This is a genomic window from Pseudomonas sp. 22490 (assembly GCF_052044465.1).
Lineage (GTDB): Bacteria > Pseudomonadota > Gammaproteobacteria > Pseudomonadales > Pseudomonadaceae > Pseudomonas > Pseudomonas aeruginosa.
In genome coordinates this window covers 1-19933 of the sequence record NZ_JBQENS010000046.1, presented here as the reverse complement: position 1 = coordinate 19933, position 19933 = coordinate 1, and the positions used below count along the sequence as shown (strand labels likewise).

Genomic DNA, 19933 nt, shown 5'->3' with positions numbered 1-19933 from the left:
GAACGCCATGGAACCGAAACGTCCTTCCATCCCGATGCAGGTCCAGGCGTTCCGCCGCTGCAATCGGCGGCTCCGCTGGCCCTGGGTATTGGCTGCAGCTTTGGTCGCGCTGCTGCTGATCTGGCTCGTGTCTCGGTCGCCCGGCAAATCCCCGCCGCAGTCGCCCGCGCCGGTCAGCATGACGCAGCCCTCCGGGCCGCCCTGGCAGATGGGCAACCCTGGGGGCCGCTTCACGCTGACGCTCTATGCCGACCTAGAATGCCCGTTCTGCCGGGAGTACTTCCCGCAGCTCAAGCGCTGGGTCGGCAACAACACCGATGTGGCGCTGCAATGGCACCACCAGCCGCTGGCCGCGCACGAGCCCGCCGCATCAAACGAGGCGCGCCTGGCCGAGTGCGCCGCCGAAGCTGGTGGGCATACCGCGTTCTGGCAAGCCATCGAGTGGGTCTATGCCCACACGCGCAGCGACGGCCAGGGCTTGCCCGATGGCTTGCGCTACCCCGAATCGACACCAGCCCTCGAGCAGTGCATGGCAAGCGAGCGGGTCGAAGCGCTCGTCCGCGCCCAGGCCACGGAAGCCACCAAGAGCGGCGTGACCGCCACACCGTCGCTGCGGCTGCTTGACCGCCAGACGGGCCAGGCCATCCTGCTGCAGGGGCCGATCGAGGGCGATGCCTTGCTCTCGGCCATGGACATGCTGGCGGCCGAGGACCCGGCTGGCGACGCGGCGGCCTCGCCCGCCGCCCCCACATCCGAAATGCCTGCCGACGTTGTCGGCGACATGCCCAGGTAGCCCTCGGTCTTGGAGGCTACGGCGCGGCTTGCCGCGCTGACCGCTACCCGTTCGCTCCGCATCCTGGCTGCGAACAATCACCGCTGCGCGGTGGTGGATGCAACTTGCTCCGATGTTTCCATCCCCAGGAGGGCTTGCCCTCCCAGGGTGGCGCCCTCCGTCCACATTCTGGAGGTTCGCCATGTCTCTCATCGCCAATGGCTCCTGCGTGGAGCCACGTTTTTCCTCAGCGTCCCAATCTGATGACCGGATCATCCGGCAAGCCCTCACGCTGCTGGAGCAGCGGGTCTTCAAGAAGGGGCCATTTTTGGAAGGGCCCAACGCTGTCAAGGATTACCTGCGCCTGAAATTGGCCGCCGAGCCGAACGAAATCTTCGCCGTCGTGTTCCTCAACAACAAGCACGAGGTACTCGCCTACGAGCCGATGTTCAAGGGCACGGTCCATTCGGCCACGGTACATGCGCGCCCGATCATGCAGCGTGCCCTGGAACTGAACGCCGCAGCTGTCATTTTTTCGCACCAACACCCTTCAGGCTGCACGGAGCCGTCAAGCGAGGACCGCGCGATCACCCAAACACTGAGGGCCACGTTGTCGCTGATCGACGTGAGGGTGCTGGATCACCTCATCGTCGGCCAAGGCACGCCTTACTCGTTCGCGGAATCCGGCCTGCTGTAGCGACGGCATCGGTTTGCTAATCCACGCGGAGGCTTCGGCCTCCGCTTTTTCATGGGCGCGAGACAAGCAGGTATGCGGGCAGTGCGCGATGCGCATTGTTTGTTGGGGCGGCATCTGCTTCGCGTTTGACTACTGCTCTGATCAACTTCAAAGGCACGCGACATGCCAGCATCTCTTTCCAGGTTCGCGCCAGGTTGGCGAACCCTCGGCCTGGCCGTCGCGCTGCCGGCAGCCCTGGCCGTTTTCAGCCCGTCCACCTTCGCCGCCGACGTGCTGGTCGTCACCGACAGCCGCCACCCGGTCAAGACCATGGGCGGCGAGCGGCTGATCGAGCTGGACGAAGCCCACCGGATTGAAGCGGAGCTTTCGGCGGAACTGTCCGCCGATCCCGAACAGGCAACGGCGATCGTCAAGCGCCGGCTGTCCAGCGGCGGTGCCGATCTCCAGCGACGCATCGCTTCCGCATACCAGGGCGTCACGGACGCATGGAGCCTGGGCATCACCAGCCTCCCGGCCGTCGTGGTGGACCAGCGCTACGTGGTCTATGGCGAGCCGGACGTGGCTCGCGCCATCGCACGCATCGAGCAGCACCGGAGGCCCCAACCGTGACCCGACCATTCGACATGATGCGCCGCCTGCGCGCTGGCGTGGCTTCTGTGCTGCTGCTCAGCGCCACGGGCAGCTACGCCCTCAACACCGCGACCATCGTCGGCTCAGTGGCATCACCAGACTGCCTCGAATACCGGGTCGTCGGCATCTGCTACTGGCTCTACTGCACCTGGACGGGCTGCACGGTGCGCACGTCCATCAAGGTACGCCACTACATCCCCGATGCGGTGGTCTCCAGCTACAGCAACACCGGCGAGAACCCCTGGGTCGAAGTCCGGGCGATGAGCACGCCCAACCCGTCCGCCCAGGCGGGCGGGGACGGAACGACGAACGAGGATCACGAAAACAACTTGGCGAAATACAAGAACGCCGACGTCATCGGTCACCCCGGCGTCGAGGTGTTCAACCAGTTCGTCTCGTCCTCGGGCTACTTCTGCGAGGGCGCGGGCACGGCGTTCATGCCGTATCTGGTCAGCACCTTGGACACGCTGGCATGGCGCTACAACGTACCCGAGATGGCCTACCCGGAAGCGCTGATTCCGGGCATGCGCGAGGTCGGTGCGCGCACCACCTTGAACCTCTGGGGCAACGTGTACCCCCGCGGCGGCTTCCTGCATCAGACCGACGACCACAAGGCCGGCGCCGTGGTCGCCCAGCGCGCCGGCGATGTCGTCACGCGCCGCGGGCAGATCCACGTCTATCAGCCGCTGCTCGCCAACTCCCGCGACGGGTACTGGCCGGCCGGTGCGCTGATGGAGGGCGATGCCTCGACCGGCAAGTGGCAGGAACTCACGCCCGTCCTGTCTTCGTCCTGCACGGTCTTCCCGCGCAGCGGCTTTCTGACCCAGGCCCAGCAAGGCGACTACGCCTGGGCGCTCTGGCGGCCCTATGCGTGCTGCGAACGCCGGGGCCAGGTGTTCCTCGGCAGCGTGGATTTCTATTGAGGGTACGACGATGAAGCGTCCTGAACTGATGAACCTTTCCGCTCAGGCGCGTCGCCTGCTGCGCCGGACGGCGCTGGCCGGGGCGCTCGCCCTGGGCTGCGGCCTCGCTTGGGCGCAGACCGGATTCCAGACCAGCGGTCCCGTCCTCGGCGACGAGGTGATGTATTCGATCGGCGGCGGTAGCGCAGTATCCATGGGCCGTGCGGCTGGCATGCGCTCCATCGGTGTGGGTGTAGGCTGGAACAGCAATCTGATCTGCGGCGACATGAGCATTCAGACCACGCTGCGCAACCAGCTCAACGGCGTCACGAACGGCTTTCAGCAGATCATGAGCAACGTGATCCAGAGCGCCACGAGCGCCGTGGCGTCCCTGCCTGCGTTGATCATCCAGCGGGCCGACCCCGGCCTCTACAACCTGCTCACGAACGGCGTGCTGCAGGCACGGCTGGACTTCGATCGCTCCAAGCTGACATGCCGCGCCATGGCCGAGAAGATGGCAGAGACGGCGGGCGGCCAGTTGGGCTGGAGCCAGATGGCCGAAGGCATGGCGCTGCGCGACGCGGTATCGAGCACCGACGCCGTGTCGGCGATCGAGCAGGCCGAGACGCGGCGCGGCAACGACGGTGTGCCCTGGGTGGGCGGCAGCAATGCTGGCGGCGCGGGCCAGCCCGCCATCCGGGTGGTCGGCGACGTGACCCGCGCGGGCTACAACCTCGTGAACGGCCGCGGCGTGACCGACACATCGTCCATCGCGCCAGCCAGTTGCGCAAGCCTGTCCTGCCAGACCTGGACTTCGCCCCAGCAGGCGGTCGAATGGGCGACGCGGGTACTCGGCGAGCAGGAGCAGCGCACCTGCGATTCCTGCACCAAGACCGAGACGGTCCCCGGCGTCGGGCTGACGCCGCTGATCCAGGAGGAATACGAGACGAAGCTGGAAGCCCTGCAGGAGTTGATCTCGGCGACGCGCAACACCACGTTCGAGAACCTGCGCGCGGCCGGCAGCGCATCGCTGCCCATCACGCGCGGCGTCATCGAGGCGCTGCGCGACGAGCCGGATCAGGACCTGCTGGCACGCCGTCTGGCGTCGGAGGTCGCGCTGTCGTCCGTCTTGGAGAAGGCATTGCTACTCCAGCGGACCCTGTTGACCGGGAAGAAGGAGCCCAACGTGGCGGCGAACCAGTTGGCAGTCGAGGCTGTGAACCACGAGAGCAACACCCTCGACCAGGAGATCCGCAACCTCAAGACCGAACTGGAGCTGCGTCGCGAGCTGGCCAACAACTCGCCGATGGCCATCATCCAGCGCCACGGCACGCGGGCGGCCGGCTCGCGCGGCATTTACGAAGGCGATCCGGTGCCCGACCGCCTCGACCAGCTGCAGAAGGGCAATCCGGGAGGTCGGCCATGAGTCCGACGCGCGCGACCTGGCTGCGCCCGCGCTGGCTGTTCGGCCGGCGCGCGGCGAAGGCGCTGCTGTGGGCAGTGGTGCTCGCCGCCGCCGCCGTGGGCGCCAACATCGTCGGCATCTCCCTCGTCGGCAGCGTGGCCGGCTGGGAACGGTGGCTGGCGGCCGCTTCGGGCTACTTTCTGGTGTGGCGGCTGTGCTTGTACGGCGCGACGGTCTACGGATGGATGTGGATGCGCCGCCGGGTGCTGGCGCGCGATACCGACGACACCCAGGCACGGCGCCGCCTGGTGCGCAGCGAGATCGCCGGCGTCATCGCCATCGTGGCGCTGGAAGCCAGCCTGCTGATGCAAGGCTGAGGGGAGATTGGTGCCATGACGCTCTTTACGACCGACTACCTGGAGTACTACCTGACCCTCGTGTCCTGGATCGTCAACAACGGCATCTGGGCTGTGCTCGTGTCCAGCGGTGTATTCGCGCTGCCTTTCGTCGCCATCATCGTGCAGGAGTGGTTGAAGGCCCGTGCAGAAGGTGCCGACGAGGGAAACAAGGGTGTGCTCTCGGCTGCGCGCATCGAGAACCGGGTCTTCGTCGCCATCGTGGTGGTGATGTTCGCCGGTATCCCGTTCATCGACGTGGACCTCAACACCATCCAGTACGACAGCTCGCGCTCGGCCCAGTGCCAGGTCAGCGTGCCACAGCCCACCGATACCGGCTGGTCGCAGTCCTTCAGCACCATCAACAACCAGTCGGCGAAGGTGCCGGTGTGGTGGGCGTTCATGCACGCACTCTCGCGCGCCGTCACGAGCGCTTCGGTGGCGGCGATCCCGTGCGGTACGGACCTTCGGCAAATGCGCATGGAGATCGATGCCACGCGCATCGACGATCCGGTACTGGCCCAGGAAGTGGCGGATTTCTCGCGGGATTGCTATGGACCGGCACGCGCCAAGCTGTTCATGCAGCGGCCGGATCTCAATGAAGAACAGATGCACGACGTGACCTGGATCGGATCGAGGTTTTTTGCGGACACGGGCGGCTACTACGACACGTACCGTTCCAGCACGGCTCGCGACGACTGGCCCTACGACAGCACCCGCGACGCGGGACTGGCACAGGTGGCCAGCGGCGGTGGCTATCCGACCTGCAGGCAGTGGTGGAGCGATGGCAGCAATGGCCTGCGGGCACGCCTACTGGATCAGGTCGACCCGAGCCTGCTGAATCGCGTGGCGGGCTGGGCCGGCTTCCTGAGCCGGGCCGAGGTGGACGACTCGGTGATCCGCGCAATCGCGTCCCCGCGGCAGCAGAAGCTGAACCAGGGTAGCGTCTATACGGATTACGGCGGTCAGATCGACAAGACCCTGCCGAACATCGTGACGCGGGCCACGGGCGACGTCGGAATGGCAGTCGGCGCGATTGCCGCGTTTCCAGCGATGGACGTAGTGCGGCAGGCGCTGCCCATGGTACTCGCGCTGCTCAAGATGGCACTGGTCATCTGCATCCCGCTCGTGCTGGTCGTGGGCACCTACGACCTGAAGACGGTCGTCACCGTCAGCGTCGTGCAGTTCGCACTGTTTTTCACGGACTTCTGGTTCCAGCTCGCACGCTGGATCGACAGCACCATTCTCGACGCGCTTTATGGGTGGGGCTTCGGGTGGAACCGGCCGCATACCAACTTCGACCCGCTGGTGGGGCTGAACAACGCCTTCGGCGACATGCTTCTGATGTTCGTCACGGGCACGATGTTCCTTGTCCTGCCCGGATTCTGGCTGGCGAGCCTAACCTGGGTTGGGATTCGGGCCGGGCACGCCATCCAGGGGCTTTCCGATGGCAGCAAGAGCGCCGGCCAAGCTGGCGGCAAGGGGGCCGGGGCACTCACGGGAGGTAAGCTGAAATAGCGCGCGGCCGATCAGTCGTCGGTGTACAACTCGTGCGACGTGTCGTTGTACAGATTGGGATCGTAGCCCGGCGTCTTGCGCAGTTCGGTGAGATCGGTGAAAGGCCAGTCGTCTTCATCCGAGGTACTGGCCGCCGCCCATCCCGCTACCGCCACGCCCAGCAGCACGAGAGCGAACCAGAATGCAACGTAGAGCAGCACGCCAAGTACAGCGAGCTTGAAGACCCACACAAATGCAGTAGCACCAGCTCGCGGCACGCCCTTGGATACCAGCCAGTTCGACGCCCGCCGTTCGCCACGCGCATAGGAGCGCCATCCACGGCCAAGGGCGCGGCCGAGGCGTTCTGCGGTACTGATGCGGGTCGTGGTGTTCATGGTCGTCTCCTGTTGCTGAGGAATGCCTATTCCAGTTTGCTCCACTTCATTCGGTTCGGGGCTTCAACGTGTTTTCTTGCTGCTTCAGGGTGCTTCGTTATCCGGCTCAACCGGGCCAGGGTCAGGCTCCACGCCGACGCGGTAGGTGGCAACGAAACGCGGCCAGTCCACATGGTCAACCAGGTCGATGTCCTCGATGACGCTGACCTTCGCTTCCGCGCGCTCGAACAGCGCGATGCTCTTGGCGGGATAGTTGTTGCGCGACGGATAGAGTACCCCGTCGAACAGCGCCTGGCCGTCGTCTCCGAGCATCGCATGCACCTGGGCGGACACCTGTTGCGTGTGCGTGTAGTCGCGGCTGGCCAACTGCTCCAGATTCAGACCGAAGTAGCCCGCCATGACGCCCGGTGCCGTGAGGTCGGCCAGGAGCACGTCGGCCATCACCCCCACGGCGCGCACCATCCGGCTTTGGACCTCGTTCAGCGCAATGGAGCGCTTCGTGTCCGCAAGCCACTGGTGCTTGTGAAACACCGACTCCATCAGTGCCGTCGGCAAGTCGCGCCCGAGATAGAGCACGCCGTAGGCCCGTGCCGGGTCATCGTAACGATTGCTGCTGCGGCCAAAGTACAGCGGGCTACCCCGATAAACGACGCGGCTCACATGCTGGAGCAGTTCACCGGCATCGATCAGGAACGAAGGCAGCTCGTGGCTCATGGCGGGCTCGCTTCAATGCACCTGCACGCCCAGCACGTTGAACACGGCCTCGGCCACGTCGTCGATCGTGCCGTGCGTCACCGCATCCACCGGCGAACGCCCGCCCAGGCCTTCGAGCGGCTCGGACAGCGCGCGGTAGATTGTCCAATGGTCGATGCCCTCGACTTCCTGAAGCACTGTTTGGGTCAACTGCTGCTTCACCGGGTCGAGCTGCCAGTCGGGCAGCTTCTGGCCACGCGGCCCCACGTTCAGTGCCAGCAGCCGACGGGCGAGGATGTCCTTGTAGATCTGCTGGCGCGACTTGTCCGCCAGCTTGGCGAACTCCGCGGGCGGCAGATTGTGCGGCTGGTTGAAGGTTTCCAGCAGCACGGCGCGACCTCGCTGGACGTCGGTTTCAGTCGGTGCCCAGCGCGTCTCGGCGCGCAGCGCGGCCGCCTTGCGCTTCAAGGCCTGCGCCACTGTCTCGCCTTCGAGGTTGGCGGGCAGTTTCACCGCCTCCACGCGCTCGTGGATGAACGCCTGCAACTCGGCCGCAAACGCCGGGGCATCCCGGATTTCGACGGTATCCGCGAAGCGGCGCACGTCCTCTACCGTGACGCGCGGCAGACGGTCGGCAATGAATTCAATGGCGTTGGGCATGGTCATCTCCCAGGTAGGTTTGAGACAAGCTCACCTTAGTCGCCTTTGTCGCGTTTGTCAACTTAGTCGCCCAAGGGGGAGCCTACCTGGCGGAGGTAGCGCCCCCGCAGCATAGGCCGAGGTCAGCACCAGGTCCCTGTCCAAACCATTCGTGCGGGTTCCACATTGACGCTGGCGCCGCAACCCAGGAGCCGCAAGCGACCGTGCGGGGCTCAGGCCGACGAGGGCGTGCATGGCCGCCTGGGAGCCACCGCCGGCGTGCGGCTGCAGCATCGTCGCAGCGACCGATCCATGCTGCTGCATGGGAGGATCGAAGGCGACGCCTTGCTATCCGCGACGGGTCTGCTTACGGCGCGCAAGGGATTGGCGCTGGAATCCTGGTTCGACGGCAACCTTTACGGCGCTTTCTTGCGGGCGATGAACTGGACCACGCTGGCCAGCCCCGTATGGAATTGCCCTTCGATCACTTCGCGCTCGATCTCTTGCGACAGGAGTATTTCGCAAGCCTGGAACTCCCGTTCGATGTCTTCGCGCCGCACCAGCATGTCGAGATTCTTCGGGCCGCCGGTATCGCGATCAATCTGCGCCTTGCTGTAGCTCTCCAGCAGGAAAATGCCTCCGGGCCTGAGCGACCGCTCCACCAGCGCATGCAGCCGTTTTCGCGCCTGGCCGGGCAGATGTCCGAAGATCGAGACCACCGCGCCGAACGTTGCTTCCGGTGGCACGTAGGATGCCAGATCCGCCTGTTCCACCCGAATCGTCACGCCGTGGCGCTGAGCGAGTTGGCGAGCCTTGGCCAGCCCGACCGCCGAGCCATCGACACCAAGCACGTCCAGACCATGGGAAGCCATGAAGACGGCATTGCGGCCCTCTCCCTCGGCCAGGCTGAGTACCGGGCCCTGCAACATCTGCACATGCTCTGCCAGGAAGGTGTTCGGCGCGGTGCCGTAGACATAATTTTCGTCGGAGTACCGTTCATCCCACATCGTTTCCATCCTCCTGAATCACCAGCATGGCAAGACAGCCGATGCATGTGATTTCATCGTAGCCGATCGTGTAAGCCGGGTGCCGAGTCCTGCCCCCGGTCACCCGAACAGGGCCGACGCACTACGGTAGAGGATGTACAGGGCAACCGCGAAAACGATGCCTGCGAAGATCCTGCCAAGCGCATTGCGGTGCCCCCCCAATCGCAGAGACAGGCGTGTACCCATCACGCCGCCACCAATGCCGCCCAGGATGAAGAGCCCCGCGATCTTCCAGTCCACCAGGCCGGAGGCCGCGTAGTTCAGGGCCGTGGCCAGGCCGAATGTCCCCACCGCCAGCAGCGAGGAACCGACGGCATTGCTCATCGACATGCCGGAGGCGAGCATCAGCGCCGGCACGATCAGGAAACCACCGCCGATGCCGAAGAAGCCTGATGCCGCTCCAGCGACGAGGGCAGCCGCAGCGGTCCGCAGGCAATTCCGTAGGGTGGTGACTTCCCGCGCCGCATCGTGGTCGCGCCGCGGCCGCAGCATCGACAGGCCAACGGCGATCATCACCAGACCGAAGAGGAACAGCAGCTTCTGCCCATCCAGTGTCTTGCCCAGGGTGGAGCCAGCCAGCGCGCCGACCGTACCGACGAGCGCAAAGACGATCGCACAGCGCCAGCACACGTTGCGCTTGCGCGCATGCGCAATGAAGTTGGCATAGGCATTGGCCGAAACCGCCAAGGCTCCGGTGCCGATCGCGATGTGCGGCTGTGCGACGCCGACGACGTACAGCAACAGGGGCGTGGCAAGGATCGAACCGCCGCCGCCGATCAGCCCGAGGACGAAGCCCACCAGCGCACCGGACCCGATCGAGGCGATTGTCTGAAGCAATGCGTCCATCAGGACGCCGGCGCCATGCGCCACGCCAGCGTGCAACGATTCCCTGAAGCGCAGTAGGCCAGGACAGGACCAGCGGATCGCGCGAGAACCTCCCGCAATTCCATCGCCTGCTCCGGGGTCACGGCACCAGAGCGGGCAGGAATGAAGTGACACCCGAGACCATGCATCTTCGCCTCAGCCTGGATCTCGGCCCAGCGAGGTTGCCCCGGCACCTCGTCATCGGGCCGCATGCAAACCAGTGTGGTGTAGCCGGCACCGGCGATGCCCACGACATCGGACGGCTGAACCTGCCCGCAGACATGGTAGTGCTCGGACAGCTGGTTGATATCAAGCATTGGAGGATTCCACGAGGGATGGAAGCCGGCGGAGAAGGCCATGCCCACCGCCGCCGGCACAGGCGGAGCGATCAGGCCAGCGGCTTCTTCGAGAAATACCAGTCGGTGGTCTCCAGGCCCTCGCCGAGGCGCTTCTTCAGTTCCTCGACGGTCTTCGGCGCACCGACCAGAACCTGCTCACCGGGCTGCCATCCTTCCGGCGTCGCCACGCCATTGGCGAGGCTGTGCCGCAGGCTTTTCACCAGCCGCAGGATTTCGGCGACCGAGCGGCCATTGGTCATGGGGTAGTAGACCATTGCGCGCAGCAGGCCCTGGTCGTCGATCACGAACGTGGCGCGCACGGCGGACGTGTCCGACGCACCGGGGTGGATCATCCCGTAGGCGCGGGCCACATTCATCGCCAGGTCCTCGATGATGGGGAAGCTGATCTCGACGCCGAACTTTTCCTCGATGTTCTGGACCCAGGCCAGGTGCGAGTAGATCGAGTCGATCGACAGCCCCAGCAATTCGGTGTCGAGGGCGCGGAACTGATCGGCGGCCTGCGCGAAGGCGATGAATTCGGTCGTGCAGACCGGGGTGAAATCGGCCGGGTGCGAGAACAGCACCAGCCACTTCCCCTTGTAGTCGGCGAGCGAGCGCGAACCGTGCGTGGTCTGCGCCGTGAAGTCCGGGGCCGGCTCGTTGATGCGCGGCATGGCCGTCACGGCGCTATCGGTGCCGGCGCTGGGTGCGGGCGCGACAGGTTTGGGGGAGGAATCGGCACAACTACTCATCGAAGGCTCCTTGCTGATGGAAAAAAACACGCCGACGATTCGCCCTGCGGGCGGAATCAGAGGGCGTCGAGGGGGACTTTCAGAAACAGACGGCCATCCCGGTCCCGGGGCGGCAGCCTGCCGGCACGCATGTTGATCTGCAGCGACGGCAGGATCAGGCGGGGCATCGCCAGCGTGGCATCGCGTTCCGTGCGCATGCGCACGAAGTCGTCTTCGTCCACGCCATCCTGGACATGGATGTTGCGAACCCGCTGCTCCCCAACCGTGGTTTCCCAGCGGATATCACGCCCGCCGGGGCCGTAGTCGTGGCACATGAACAACCGCGTTGCGTCCGGCAGCGCCAGAATCCTGCGGGTGGACCGGTACAGCGTGCGGGCGTCGCCTCCCGGGAAATCGGCGCGCGCCGTCCCGCCATCGGGCATGAACAGGGTATCGCCGACGAAAGCCGAGTCACCAATCACGTGGGTCATACAGGCCGGGGTGTGGCCCGGCGTGTGCATGGCGAAAGCCGTCATCGAGCCGATCCGGTAGCTATCGCCGTCGACGAACAGGCGGTCGAACTGGCTTCCGTCGCGTGCGAACTCGGTGCCTTCGTTGAAGACCTTGCCGAAGGTCTCCTGCACCTGAACGATGCGCTCGCCGATGCCGATTTTCCCGCCCAGTTGCTCCTGCAAATACGGCGCTGCCGAGAGGTGGTCGGCATGGACATGGGTTTCGATCAGCCATTCGACCTGGAGGCCCTGGGCGCGCACATGCTCGGCGATCCGATCCGCGTGCTCGAACGAGATCCTGCCGGCGGCGTAGTCGATGTCCATGACGGAATCGACGATCGCGCAAGCCGAACTGGCCGGGTCCTTGACGACATAGCTGATGGTGTTGGTCGCCTCGTCGAAGAAGGCGGTGACCTCCGGGCTGATGCCCAGGTCGACTGGATGTGGAATCATGCTTGCCATGCTTTTTCTCCATTCGGATGCGTTTGGCATGGGGACACGATAGGCGCGATTCATAATCAATGGAAACGAATAAAAACTGACTCCGTGATCGAGTTTTGCGATACTAGATTCATCCATCGTCGCTCCTCGATCCCATGAAGCCATTGCCCAACCTGCGTCACCTGCGCTACCTGGTGGCCCTGCACGACCAACTGAGCTTCAGCCGCGCTGCTGAAGCGTGTTTCGTCACCCAGTCAACCCTGAGCGCGGGTATCCGCGAGCTGGAAAACGCGCTCGGCATCGCTGTGGCCGAACGCAGTCGGCATTCGGTGGTGATCACGCCCGCTGGACGCAGCTTGGTGGGACGCGCACGCCTGCTGCTGCAGGACGCCGAGTCGCTGATGGCCATGGCGCTGGAGGAAGGCAAACCGATGTCGGGCACGATCGAACTCGGCGTGTTGCCGACGATCGGGCCCTTCCTGCTGCCACGCCTGATCCGGGATATCCGCCAGCGATTTCCTCACCTTCGGCTACGGCTGCGCGAGGACAAGACCCGCGACTTGCTCGACCGGCTGACTGAAGGCCGTCTGGATCTGGTGCTGATGGCGTTCCCCTACGAGACCGGCAATCTCGACACCTATCCGTTGTTCGAGGATGCCTATCGCTACGTGTGCGCTTCGTCCCTTGCACCGCAGCCGGGTATCTGTGCCGCACCGATTCCCGACCGCGATATCCAGTCCCAGGATATGCTGCTGCTGGAACCCGACCATTGCCTGCACCGCCATGCGCTCCCGATCCTGCAACGCGCGGCGGAAAGCGATCACGCCTGCTTCGCCTCGACCAGCCTTCATACCCTCGTGGCGATGGTGTCCGAGGGCATGGGTGCCACCTTGCTGCCGGACCTGGCGATCAACGGCGGCATCCTGCAAAGCGCCGACGTTCTCGTGCGCCCCCTGCGTCAGGATGCGAATGCGCGCACCATCGGCCTGTGCTGGCGCAAGGGCTCGCCCCGCACCGAGATGTTCCAGAGCCTGGGGCAATTCATGCGCGAATGGGCCGTACAACACATCCGCCCGTGGGTGCCAGTGGAACGCGACAACGTACCGCGAAAGCGCATCACCTGATGCAGGCCGGCGTAGCTAGCGCATGAAACCGGGTGCGCGGGTTCCCGATGCGTTGTCGCTCGTGAAGACCCGAGGCAGCACCTTGACCACGTGTCGAAGCACTCCACGCTGCATGAGCCAACCGACCGCGAGCTGATCCCCATGCAGGTAGCTGCGGCATGCACCGTCTTCATCCGACGCAGCCGATGGGGCCACCGCTCCTTGCGCATCGTAGTGCTCATAGCGGCCGACATTGCTGGTGCGCGCGCGAAGATGTAGCTGAGTCAGAACCAGGCCCAACCTCGTTGATCAGCCCGCAGGCGTAACCCCCGAATAGCAGCAGCGGCATGGAAACACGGTTTGCCCGATGTCACATTCATCGTGGCATCCGCGGAGCCTCGGTTCTATACACAAAGGCTCCCACAAAGGTCAAAGGGCTGTGAAGGGACAAGGGAATGGGAGCAAGGGGAATGGCCCTATCCGAAAAGGCCAAAAGGCACACCCGCCAGCGCATCACCAGGAGTTCGCATGCTTTCGCTGTTCCAGCGTAAACGGACGTCGCCGACCACCGGCTCGCCATCCACGCCCCTCGCCGAGCTGCCGAAAGGGCTGACGCGGCCGGAGCCGGCCGCGTCGCTGTTGGCGACCCCGCGCCGGCGACGTCTGCTGGAACACATCTGGCAGCGCACATCGCTGTCGCGTCGGCAGTTCTCCGCGCTCTACCTGGCACCGCTGGAACGGTATGCCGAACTGGTCCAGCAGTTCCCAGCCTCGGAAGCGCACCACCATGCCTGGCCTGGCGGCATGCTGGATCACGGGCTGGAAATCATGGCATTCGCACTCAAGCTGCGGCAGTCGCACCTGATGCCGGTCGGCATCACGCCCGAAGCTCAGGCTGCGCAGGCCGAGGCTTGGACCGCCGGCACTGCCTACGCCGCGCTGCTCCACGATATTGGCAAGGTCGCGGTGGATCTGCACGTCGAGTATGCCGACGGCAACATCTGGCATCCCTGGCACGGGCCGCTGCGAAAGCCGTATCGCTTCCGCTACCGCAAGGACCGCGAATACCGCCTGCACGGCGCGGCCACCGGACTGCTCTACACGCGCATACTCGACAGTGACATCCTGGATTGGCTCAGCGACTACCCCGATCTCTGGTCTGCGCTGCTGTACGTGATGGCCGGGCAGTACGAACATGCCGGCCTCCTGGGAGAACTGGTGGTTCAGGCCGACCAGGCATCGGTCGCTCAGGCACTGGGCGGCGACCCAGCCAAGGCGATGACAGCGCCCCGGCATGCCTTGCAGCGCAAGCTGCTCGATGGCCTGCGCCATCTGCTGCGCCAGGAGCTGAAGCTCAACCAGCCCCAGGCCTCGGATGGATGGCTGACACAGGACAGCTTGTGGCTCGTCAGCAAGACGGTTTCCGACAAGCTGCGTGCCTACCTGCTGTCGCAGGGCATCGACGGAATTCCATCGAACAACACCGCGGTTTTTACCGTGCTGCAAGACCACGGCATCGCGCAGCCGACCCCGGACGGCAAGGCTATCTGGAAGGCCACCGTCACCAGCGGCGCGGGTTGGAGCCACAGCTTTACCTTCCTGCGCCTGTCGCCCGCGCTGATCTGGGAAGCGGCCGAGCGCCCCGAGCCCTTCGTCGGCAACGTGGTCGTAGAGGAGAGTGTGTCGTCTGGGGACGATGTTCCTGCCGCTGGACCCGAGGCCGCGACTGCGACTGCGCCCGCTCATGCCCCCGCGATCGCTTCGGCTCCGCCGACCACTGCATCACGGCCCCCGGCGCAGGCCGACCCGCTTGCTGATGTGCTGTCGATGTTCGGCGTCGACGAAACGCCCGCCGGCGAGCCACCGGTCTCTGAAGCACCCGTCCTGCAACCCACGGCGACACCGGAGACCGCCATCGAACCGCAGCTGGCCACGCCGCCCGAGACCACGCCTTCTGGGGAGCACTTCATGGCGTGGCTGCGGGCTGGCGTCAACGCCCGCCGGCTCATCATCAACGATGCCAAGGCGTTGGTGCACACAGTCGATGGCACCGCCTACTTGGTCAGCCCTGGCCTGTTCCAGCGCTACGCCCAGGAGTTCCTGCAGGTCGCAATGCTCGCTAAGCAGGACGATGTGACCGACTGGCAATGGGTCCAGAAACGGTTCGAGAAGCTGCAGTTGCACCGTAAGCAGCCCAGCGGCCTGAACATCTGGACCTGCGAGGTGACGGGGCCACGCAAGTCCCGGCGGCTGCATGGTTACCTACTGCAAGACCCTACCTGCCTGTTTGAAGAAAGTCCGCCGAATAATCCTTACCTGTGCCTGCAACCGCAAGGCACTGCAAGGACGCGGCAAACCGATTGAATCGGTTCCGGCGAAGCTGACCCGGTGCGGTGAATACCTCAAGGCCGTCATGCCTCGCCACGTGGCGGCATTTGCCACGTGGCGCGACGGCTGGGATCACTGGCCGCGGCCGCAGCAGGTCTTCGCCTGATCGTCCGACTTGGGTGCGCCTGCCTCGACCGAAACGGGCGTGTAGCCAGCCTCGGCGATGGCATCGCGAAGCGTCTGCGGGTCGGCCGTACTCGACTCGATCGTGACCCGCTGGCTGGCCTGGTCGATGGTGAACTGGGCCTGTTCGTCGACCGACTTCAGCGCCTTGGTGATGGTGCTGACACAGTGGCCGCAGGTCATGTCTTTGACTTCAAAGGTGGTCATGGGATTTCTCCTTGGGGTTGAGGATGGAATGTCGAAACTATCGAGCTTCCCATCGTGGGAATGTCAATAGGTGCATGCAAAAATTCAGGAGCACATTCGCTCCCTCGCTATAGTTCGGCGGACACTGTGCCGTGGGCCGACCGGCAGCATCTCCGCGACCTGCGAGATGGATGATTGGGTCACGGAATGCAGGCAAAGCTGTTGACGCATCAAACGAACTGCGCTGCCAACCCCCGCGGGAAGAGAGACAAAGGTGCTGTCTTGGCCGGAGGTTGGTCGACCCGGTAATGCCGGCGCGCCTGGGTACCCACCTCAGCGCATGTCAGGATATTAGAGTCTTGGGTTAGGCGCGCTTTGCGGTTGTTTCGGGGACGGCTGTAAGGGGAGCCCGCAGAATTCGGAAAAAATCGTACGCTAAGGTTTTCCGGGCATCCGTAGGGGCCGAAACTTCCCGTCTTCCAGTCTGCGGCTCTGCCGCCAGACGTAATCGCCGGTTAGGTTGATGTGCTCCCAGCCCAGCGGCGACAGGAATTGCAGCAGCTCGCCGTCCACCGGCTTGCCGGCCTCGACCAACCCCTGGATGGCGCGCTCCAGGTACACCGTGTTCCACAGCACGATAGCCGCCGTCACCAGGTTGAGGCCGCTGGCCCGGTAGCGCTGCTGCTCGAAGCTCCGATCCCTGATTTCCCCAAGGCGGTTGAAGAACACCGCCCTGGCCAGCGAGTTGCGCGCCTCACCTTTGTTCAGGCCGGCATGCACGCGGCGGCGCAGTTCAACACTTTGCAGCCAGTCCAGGATGAACAGCGTGCGTTCGATCCGGCCCAGTTCGCGCAGGGCGACAGCCAGGCCGTTCTGACGCGGATAGCTGCCGAGCTTGCGCAGCATCAGCGAGGCGGTAACGGTGCCCTGCTTGATCGAGCTGGCCAGGCGCAGGATGTCGTCCCAATGAGCGCGCACGTGCTTGATGTTCAGGGTGCCACCGATCAGCGGGCGCAGCGTCGGGTAGGCCTGCACGCCCTGCGGCACGTACAGTTTGGTTTCGCCGAGGTCGCGGATGCGTGGCGCGAAGCGGAAGCCCAGCAGGTGCATCAGGGCGAAGACGTGATCGGTGAAACCGGCCGTGTCGGTGTAGTGCTCCTCGATCCGCAGGTCGGACTCGTGATACAGCAGGCCGTCGAGCACATAGGTGGAATCTCGGACGCCGACATTCACCACGCGTGTGCTGAACGGCGCGTATTGGTCGGAGATGTGGGTGTAGAACAGCCGTCCTGGCTCGCTGCCGTACTTCGGGTTGACGTGCCCGGTGCTCTCACCCCGGCCGCCAGCGCGGAAGCGCTGGCCATCGGAGGATGAGGTGGTGCCGTCGCCCCAATGGGCAGCGAAGGCATGGCGGTACTGGTGATTGACCAGCTCGGCCAAGGCCGCCGAATAGGTTTCATCGCGGATATGCCAGGCTTGTAGCCAGGACAGCTTGGCGTAGGTCAGGCCGGGGCTCGACTCGGCCATCTTGGTCAGTCCGAGGTTGATTGCATCACCGAGGATCGCGGACAGCAGCAACGTCCGGTCTTTGGCCTCGGCCCCGTCCTTCAAGTGGGTGAAGTGGCGGCTGAAGCCCGTCCAATCGTCCACGTCCATCAGCAGTTCGGTGATCTTGATGCGCGGCAGTAACTGACTGGTCTGGTCGATCAGCGCCTGCGCCCGATCCGGCACCGCCGCATCTAGCGGGGTGATTTTCAGGCCGGACTCGGTGAGGATGGCATCGGGCAGCTCGTTGTCCTTGGCCAGGCGGGCGACAGTGGCCAACTGCTCGTCCAGCAGCTGCAAGCGCTCTTCCAGGTACTGGTCGCTGTTCGGGTTGATCGCCTTCGGCAGGGCCTGTTCCCGCTTGAGCGCGGCGAACTTCTCGGCCGGCAACAGGTAGTCGTCGAAGTCGCGGAACTGCCGCGAGCCCTTGACCCAGATGTCGCCGGAGCGCAGGGCGTTCTTCAGCTCGGACAGCGCGCAGATTTCGTAGAAGCGCCGGTCGAGGCCTTCCGGGGTGATCACCAGCGGCTTCCAGCGCGGCTTGATGAAGGCAGTGGGGGCATCGGCCGGCACCTTGCGCAGGTTGTCGGCGTTCATCTCGCGCAGGGTCTGCACGGCTGCCAGCACGCCTTGCGCGGCCGGGGCGGCGCGCAGCTCCAGTACCTCCAGCAGGGCCGGCGTGTAGCGGCGCAGGGTGGCGAAGTTCTCGCCGACCAGGTGCAGGTGGTCGAAGCCCTCCGGCCGGGCCAGCAGCTCGGCCTCACTGACGCTCTCGGTGAACTCGTCCCAGGGAATCACCGCCTCGATGGCGGCGTAGGGATCGCTGCCGCTTTCCTTTGCTTCCAGCAGCGCCTGGCCGATCTTGGAGTACAGGCGCACTTTGTCATTGATCGCCTTGCCCTGCTTCTGGAACTGCTGCTGATGCTTGTGTTTCGCGCCGCTGAACAGCTTGACCAGGATGCGGTCGTGCAGATCCACCAGCTCATCAATCACGGTTGCAGTGCTCTCCAGTACCACGGCGGCCAGGGTCGCATAACGTCGCTGCGGCTCGAACTTGCCAAGGTCTTTGGGCGTCATCTGCCCACCCTCGCGGGCCAGCTTGAGCAGGCGGTTCTGGTGGATGTGCCGGCCAAGGCCTTCGGGCAAGTCCACCAGCTGAAATGTCTTCAGCCGTTCGATGTGCTCAAGCATGTGGCGGGAGTTGGGTTTCAGCGGTGCCTGCCGCAGCCAGGTCAACCAGGTGATGCTGCTGCCGGCCTTGAGCTTAAGCAACTTGTCCAGCTTGGCCCGATGCGAGTCGGTGAGAGGTTCGACCAGGGCGCGGTAGACCCGCCGATTGGCCCGTGCAATGGCCTCCGAGCAAGCCCGGTCGATCACGCTCAACGCCGGCAGGATGCGTCGCTTCTGCCGCAGGCTCTCCAGCGCCTGGCCGGCCAGCAGCAAGCCCTTGTCGGTCTGCTGGGCCAGTTCGGTCAGCTCGCGCACCAGGGCGCGGAAGTCGGACAGGCCGAACGGGGCCAGTTGAAGGTAGGTGCGCAGTTCCTGGGCGTGCTCGCGACGGGTCACATCGCGCTCGCCGTACTTCGTCCAACTCGCCGGATCGGTCTGGACTTGCTTGGCCACCCACAGGATGACCGGTTCGGGCAGCTCGCTGTCAGTGCCCAACGCATAGCCGGGGTAGCGCAGCAGGCAGAGTTGCACCGCAAAGCCCAGACGGTTGGCGTCGCCGCGCCGCTGGCGGATCAGTGACAGGTCGGAATCGTTGAAGGTGTAGTAGCGGATCAGGTCATCCTGGCTTTCCGGCAGCGCGAGCAGGGTGTCCCGCTCCGTGGCCGAGAGGATCAAGCGACGCGGCATGTGTCAGTCGTCCGTGCGGAGGTACTGGTAGAGAGTTTCGCGGCTGATGTTGAACTCGCGGGCGAGCTGCGCCTTGGACTCACCTGCCGCCGCCCGCTGCCGCAGGGTAACAGTCTGCTCGTCGGACAGGGCCTTCTTGCGGCCCCGGTACGCGCCGCGCTGCTTGGCCAGGGCGATACCCTCGCGCTGCCGCTCACGGATCAGAGCGCGCTCGAACTCAGCGAAGGCCCCCATTACCGACAGCATCAGGTTGGCCATCGGCGAGTCCTCGCCGGTGAATACCAGCCCCTCCTTCAAGAACTCGATGCGTACGCCGCGCTGGGTCAGCTTCTGCACCAAGCGGCGCAGGTCGTCGAGGTTGCGGGCCAGGCGATCCATGCTGTGCACCACCACCGTGTCGCCCTCGCGGACGAAGCTCAGCAGCGCTTCGAGCTGGGGGCGCTGGGTGTCCTTGCCGGATGCCTTGTCGGTGAACACCTTGCTCACCTGGGTCTGTTCCAGTTGGCGTTCCGGGTTCTGGTCGAAGCTGCTGACCCGGACGTAGCCGATGCGGTGCCCCTGCACGATGTCTCCTTGGTTGAAGGCGGCTTATGTGCACTTTCTGTTCCGTTGCGCCTCAAACCCCGTTTCTGTCAGGCTGAAATCTATAACCTTCGCGGGCATGTGTCAAACAATGCGAAAGATGACTCTATTCTGACGAAGCGGCGCGGCCTTTGTCGTTTTCAGAAGACGGCTGCACTGAACGTCAGAAGCCGACTGCACTATAGCAGCGGA

21 protein-coding genes are annotated in these 19933 nt (G+C 64.8%); 10 read left to right on the top strand and 11 right to left on the bottom strand.

All coding sequences use genetic code 11. The features are described 5' to 3' along the window. Positions 1-7: 7 nt before the first annotated feature. The 7 genes from ACTJJX_RS31840 to ACTJJX_RS31810 all read left to right on the top strand — a co-directional run bounded on the left by ACTJJX_RS31840 (position 8) and on the right by ACTJJX_RS31810 (position 6319). Positions 8-793: a DsbA family protein gene (locus tag ACTJJX_RS31840; protein WP_023082297.1), complete on the top strand. Its 786-nt coding sequence runs from the start codon at positions 8-10 to the stop codon at positions 791-793. A 181-nt stretch (positions 794-974) separates the two neighbouring features. Further along, complete coding sequence (locus ACTJJX_RS31835) at positions 975-1469, top strand: JAB domain-containing protein (protein WP_023082296.1); 495 nt, start codon at positions 975-977, stop codon at positions 1467-1469. A 162-nt stretch (positions 1470-1631) separates the two neighbouring features. Next, a complete protein-coding gene (locus tag ACTJJX_RS31830; RefSeq protein ID WP_023082295.1) occupies positions 1632-2078 on the top strand; it encodes a TIGR03757 family integrating conjugative element protein in 447 nt (148 codons plus the stop codon). A 14-nt stretch (positions 2079-2092) separates the two neighbouring features. Further along, the gene (locus ACTJJX_RS31825; protein ID WP_216664122.1) at positions 2093-3022 is read left to right on the top strand and encodes a TIGR03756 family integrating conjugative element protein; all 930 of its coding nucleotides are present in this window, start codon (positions 2093-2095) and stop codon (positions 3020-3022) included. A gap of 10 nt (positions 3023-3032) precedes the next feature. Continuing rightward, complete coding sequence (locus tag ACTJJX_RS31820) at positions 3033-4427, top strand: integrating conjugative element protein (RefSeq protein ID WP_023082293.1); 1395 nt, start codon at positions 3033-3035, stop codon at positions 4425-4427. Next, the gene (locus ACTJJX_RS31815; protein WP_023082292.1) at positions 4424-4783 is read left to right on the top strand and encodes a hypothetical protein; all 360 of its coding nucleotides are present in this window, start codon (positions 4424-4426) and stop codon (positions 4781-4783) included. Before ACTJJX_RS31820 ends, ACTJJX_RS31815 begins: the two co-directional genes overlap by 4 nt. Positions 4784-4798: 15 nt before the next feature. Then, the gene (locus ACTJJX_RS31810; protein ID WP_023082291.1) at positions 4799-6319 is read left to right on the top strand and encodes a conjugal transfer protein TraG N-terminal domain-containing protein; all 1521 of its coding nucleotides are present in this window, start codon (positions 4799-4801) and stop codon (positions 6317-6319) included. Between the two features lie 11 nt (positions 6320-6330). Here the strand turns inward: ACTJJX_RS31810 and ACTJJX_RS31805 are convergent, their stop codons facing one another. The 8 genes from ACTJJX_RS31805 to ACTJJX_RS31770 all read right to left on the bottom strand — a co-directional run bounded on the left by ACTJJX_RS31805 (position 6331) and on the right by ACTJJX_RS31770 (position 11978). Further along, positions 6331-6693: a DUF3742 family protein gene (locus tag ACTJJX_RS31805; RefSeq protein WP_023082290.1), complete on the bottom strand. Its 363-nt coding sequence runs from the start codon at positions 6691-6693 to the stop codon at positions 6331-6333. Between the two features lie 84 nt (positions 6694-6777). Beyond that, complete coding sequence (locus ACTJJX_RS31800; protein ID WP_023082289.1) at positions 6778-7407, bottom strand: RES family NAD+ phosphorylase; 630 nt, start codon at positions 7405-7407, stop codon at positions 6778-6780. 12 nt (positions 7408-7419) lie between these two features. Further along, positions 7420-8046: a hypothetical protein gene (locus ACTJJX_RS31795; RefSeq protein WP_023082288.1), complete on the bottom strand. Its 627-nt coding sequence runs from the start codon at positions 8044-8046 to the stop codon at positions 7420-7422. Between the two features lie 395 nt (positions 8047-8441). Then, entirely contained in the window at positions 8442-9032 is a 591-nt protein-coding gene (locus ACTJJX_RS31790; RefSeq protein WP_023082287.1) for an SAM-dependent methyltransferase, read from the bottom strand. A 99-nt stretch (positions 9033-9131) separates the two neighbouring features. Next, on the bottom strand, positions 9132-9917 hold the full coding sequence (locus ACTJJX_RS31785; protein WP_031668815.1) for a sulfite exporter TauE/SafE family protein: 786 nt from the start codon (positions 9915-9917) through the stop codon (positions 9132-9134). Beyond that, complete coding sequence (locus ACTJJX_RS31780) at positions 9917-10252, bottom strand: TIGR01244 family sulfur transferase (RefSeq protein ID WP_031668814.1); 336 nt, start codon at positions 10250-10252, stop codon at positions 9917-9919. Before ACTJJX_RS31780 ends, ACTJJX_RS31785 begins: the two co-directional genes overlap by 1 nt. A gap of 71 nt (positions 10253-10323) precedes the next feature. After that, the gene (locus ACTJJX_RS31775) at positions 10324-11025 is read right to left on the bottom strand and encodes a peroxiredoxin (RefSeq protein WP_023082285.1); all 702 of its coding nucleotides are present in this window, start codon (positions 11023-11025) and stop codon (positions 10324-10326) included. 56 nt (positions 11026-11081) lie between these two features. Further along, positions 11082-11978, bottom strand: coding sequence for an MBL fold metallo-hydrolase (locus ACTJJX_RS31770; protein WP_228381275.1), 897 nt, complete (start codon positions 11976-11978; stop codon positions 11082-11084). 143 nt (positions 11979-12121) lie between these two features. Here ACTJJX_RS31770 and ACTJJX_RS31765 point away from each other — a divergent pair, with 143 nt between their 5' ends. Together ACTJJX_RS31765 and mobH are read left to right on the top strand one after the other, a co-directional pair. Then, positions 12122-13081 (top strand): hydrogen peroxide-inducible genes activator, encoded by a 960-nt coding sequence (locus tag ACTJJX_RS31765; RefSeq protein WP_206778127.1) that lies wholly within the window; start codon positions 12122-12124, stop codon positions 13079-13081. A gap of 507 nt (positions 13082-13588) precedes the next feature. Further along, positions 13589-15424 carry a MobH family relaxase gene (gene mobH, locus ACTJJX_RS31760; RefSeq protein ID WP_023082282.1) on the top strand — a complete coding sequence of 612 codons (1836 nt, stop codon included), beginning with the start codon at positions 13589-13591 and terminating at the stop codon, positions 15422-15424. Positions 15425-15520: 96 nt separating this feature from the next. Here mobH and ACTJJX_RS31755 read toward each other — a convergent pair whose 3' ends face one another. From ACTJJX_RS31755 to ACTJJX_RS31745, 3 genes are all read right to left on the bottom strand, one after another. Then, entirely contained in the window at positions 15521-15778 is a 258-nt protein-coding gene (locus tag ACTJJX_RS31755; RefSeq protein WP_023082281.1) for a heavy-metal-associated domain-containing protein, read from the bottom strand. 414 nt (positions 15779-16192) lie between these two features. After that, positions 16193-19159, bottom strand: coding sequence for a Tn3-like element TnAs1 family transposase (locus tag ACTJJX_RS31750; RefSeq protein WP_023082280.1), 2967 nt, complete (start codon positions 19157-19159; stop codon positions 16193-16195). A 3-nt stretch (positions 19160-19162) separates the two neighbouring features. Beyond that, the gene (locus tag ACTJJX_RS31745; protein ID WP_023082279.1) at positions 19163-19723 is read right to left on the bottom strand and encodes a recombinase family protein; all 561 of its coding nucleotides are present in this window, start codon (positions 19721-19723) and stop codon (positions 19163-19165) included. On the opposite strand from ACTJJX_RS31745, the gene ACTJJX_RS31740 reads away from it, so the two are divergent. Beyond that, positions 19712-19933, top strand: a 222-nt coding sequence (locus tag ACTJJX_RS31740) for a hypothetical protein (protein ID WP_440782048.1), incomplete at its 3' end; no start/stop codon positions are given. The two genes, ACTJJX_RS31745 and ACTJJX_RS31740, sit on opposite strands and share 12 nt — an antisense overlap.

Coding starts and splice junctions, on each gene's coding strand:
- ACTJJX_RS31770 (WP_228381275.1), bottom strand. CDS start 11,978: ATGGCAAGCATGATTCCACATCCAGTCGACCTGGGCATCAGCCCGGAG.
- ACTJJX_RS31830 (WP_023082295.1), top strand. CDS start 1,632: ATGCCAGCATCTCTTTCCAGGTTCGCGCCAGGTTGGCGAACCCTCGGC.
- ACTJJX_RS31790 (WP_023082287.1), bottom strand. CDS start 9,032: ATGTGGGATGAACGGTACTCCGACGAAAATTATGTCTACGGCACCGCG.
- ACTJJX_RS31750 (WP_023082280.1), bottom strand. CDS start 19,159: ATGCCGCGTCGCTTGATCCTCTCGGCCACGGAGCGGGACACCCTGCTC.
- ACTJJX_RS31785 (WP_031668815.1), bottom strand. CDS start 9,917: ATGGACGCATTGCTTCAGACAATCGCCTCGATCGGGTCCGGTGCGCTG.
- ACTJJX_RS31815 (WP_023082292.1), top strand. CDS start 4,424: ATGAGTCCGACGCGCGCGACCTGGCTGCGCCCGCGCTGGCTGTTCGGC.
- ACTJJX_RS31825 (WP_216664122.1), top strand. CDS start 2,093: ATGATGCGCCGCCTGCGCGCTGGCGTGGCTTCTGTGCTGCTGCTCAGC.
- ACTJJX_RS31820 (WP_023082293.1), top strand. CDS start 3,033: ATGAAGCGTCCTGAACTGATGAACCTTTCCGCTCAGGCGCGTCGCCTG.
- ACTJJX_RS31775 (WP_023082285.1), bottom strand. CDS start 11,025: ATGAGTAGTTGTGCCGATTCCTCCCCCAAACCTGTCGCGCCCGCACCC.
- ACTJJX_RS31755 (WP_023082281.1), bottom strand. CDS start 15,778: ATGACCACCTTTGAAGTCAAAGACATGACCTGCGGCCACTGTGTCAGC.
- ACTJJX_RS31840 (WP_023082297.1), top strand. CDS start 8: ATGGAACCGAAACGTCCTTCCATCCCGATGCAGGTCCAGGCGTTCCGC.
- ACTJJX_RS31800 (WP_023082289.1), bottom strand. CDS start 7,407: ATGAGCCACGAGCTGCCTTCGTTCCTGATCGATGCCGGTGAACTGCTC.
- mobH (WP_023082282.1), top strand. CDS start 13,589: ATGCTTTCGCTGTTCCAGCGTAAACGGACGTCGCCGACCACCGGCTCG.
- ACTJJX_RS31810 (WP_023082291.1), top strand. CDS start 4,799: ATGACGCTCTTTACGACCGACTACCTGGAGTACTACCTGACCCTCGTG.
- ACTJJX_RS31805 (WP_023082290.1), bottom strand. CDS start 6,693: ATGAACACCACGACCCGCATCAGTACCGCAGAACGCCTCGGCCGCGCC.
- ACTJJX_RS31835 (WP_023082296.1), top strand. CDS start 975: ATGTCTCTCATCGCCAATGGCTCCTGCGTGGAGCCACGTTTTTCCTCA.
- ACTJJX_RS31795 (WP_023082288.1), bottom strand. CDS start 8,046: ATGCCCAACGCCATTGAATTCATTGCCGACCGTCTGCCGCGCGTCACG.
- ACTJJX_RS31780 (WP_031668814.1), bottom strand. CDS start 10,252: ATGCTTGATATCAACCAGCTGTCCGAGCACTACCATGTCTGCGGGCAG.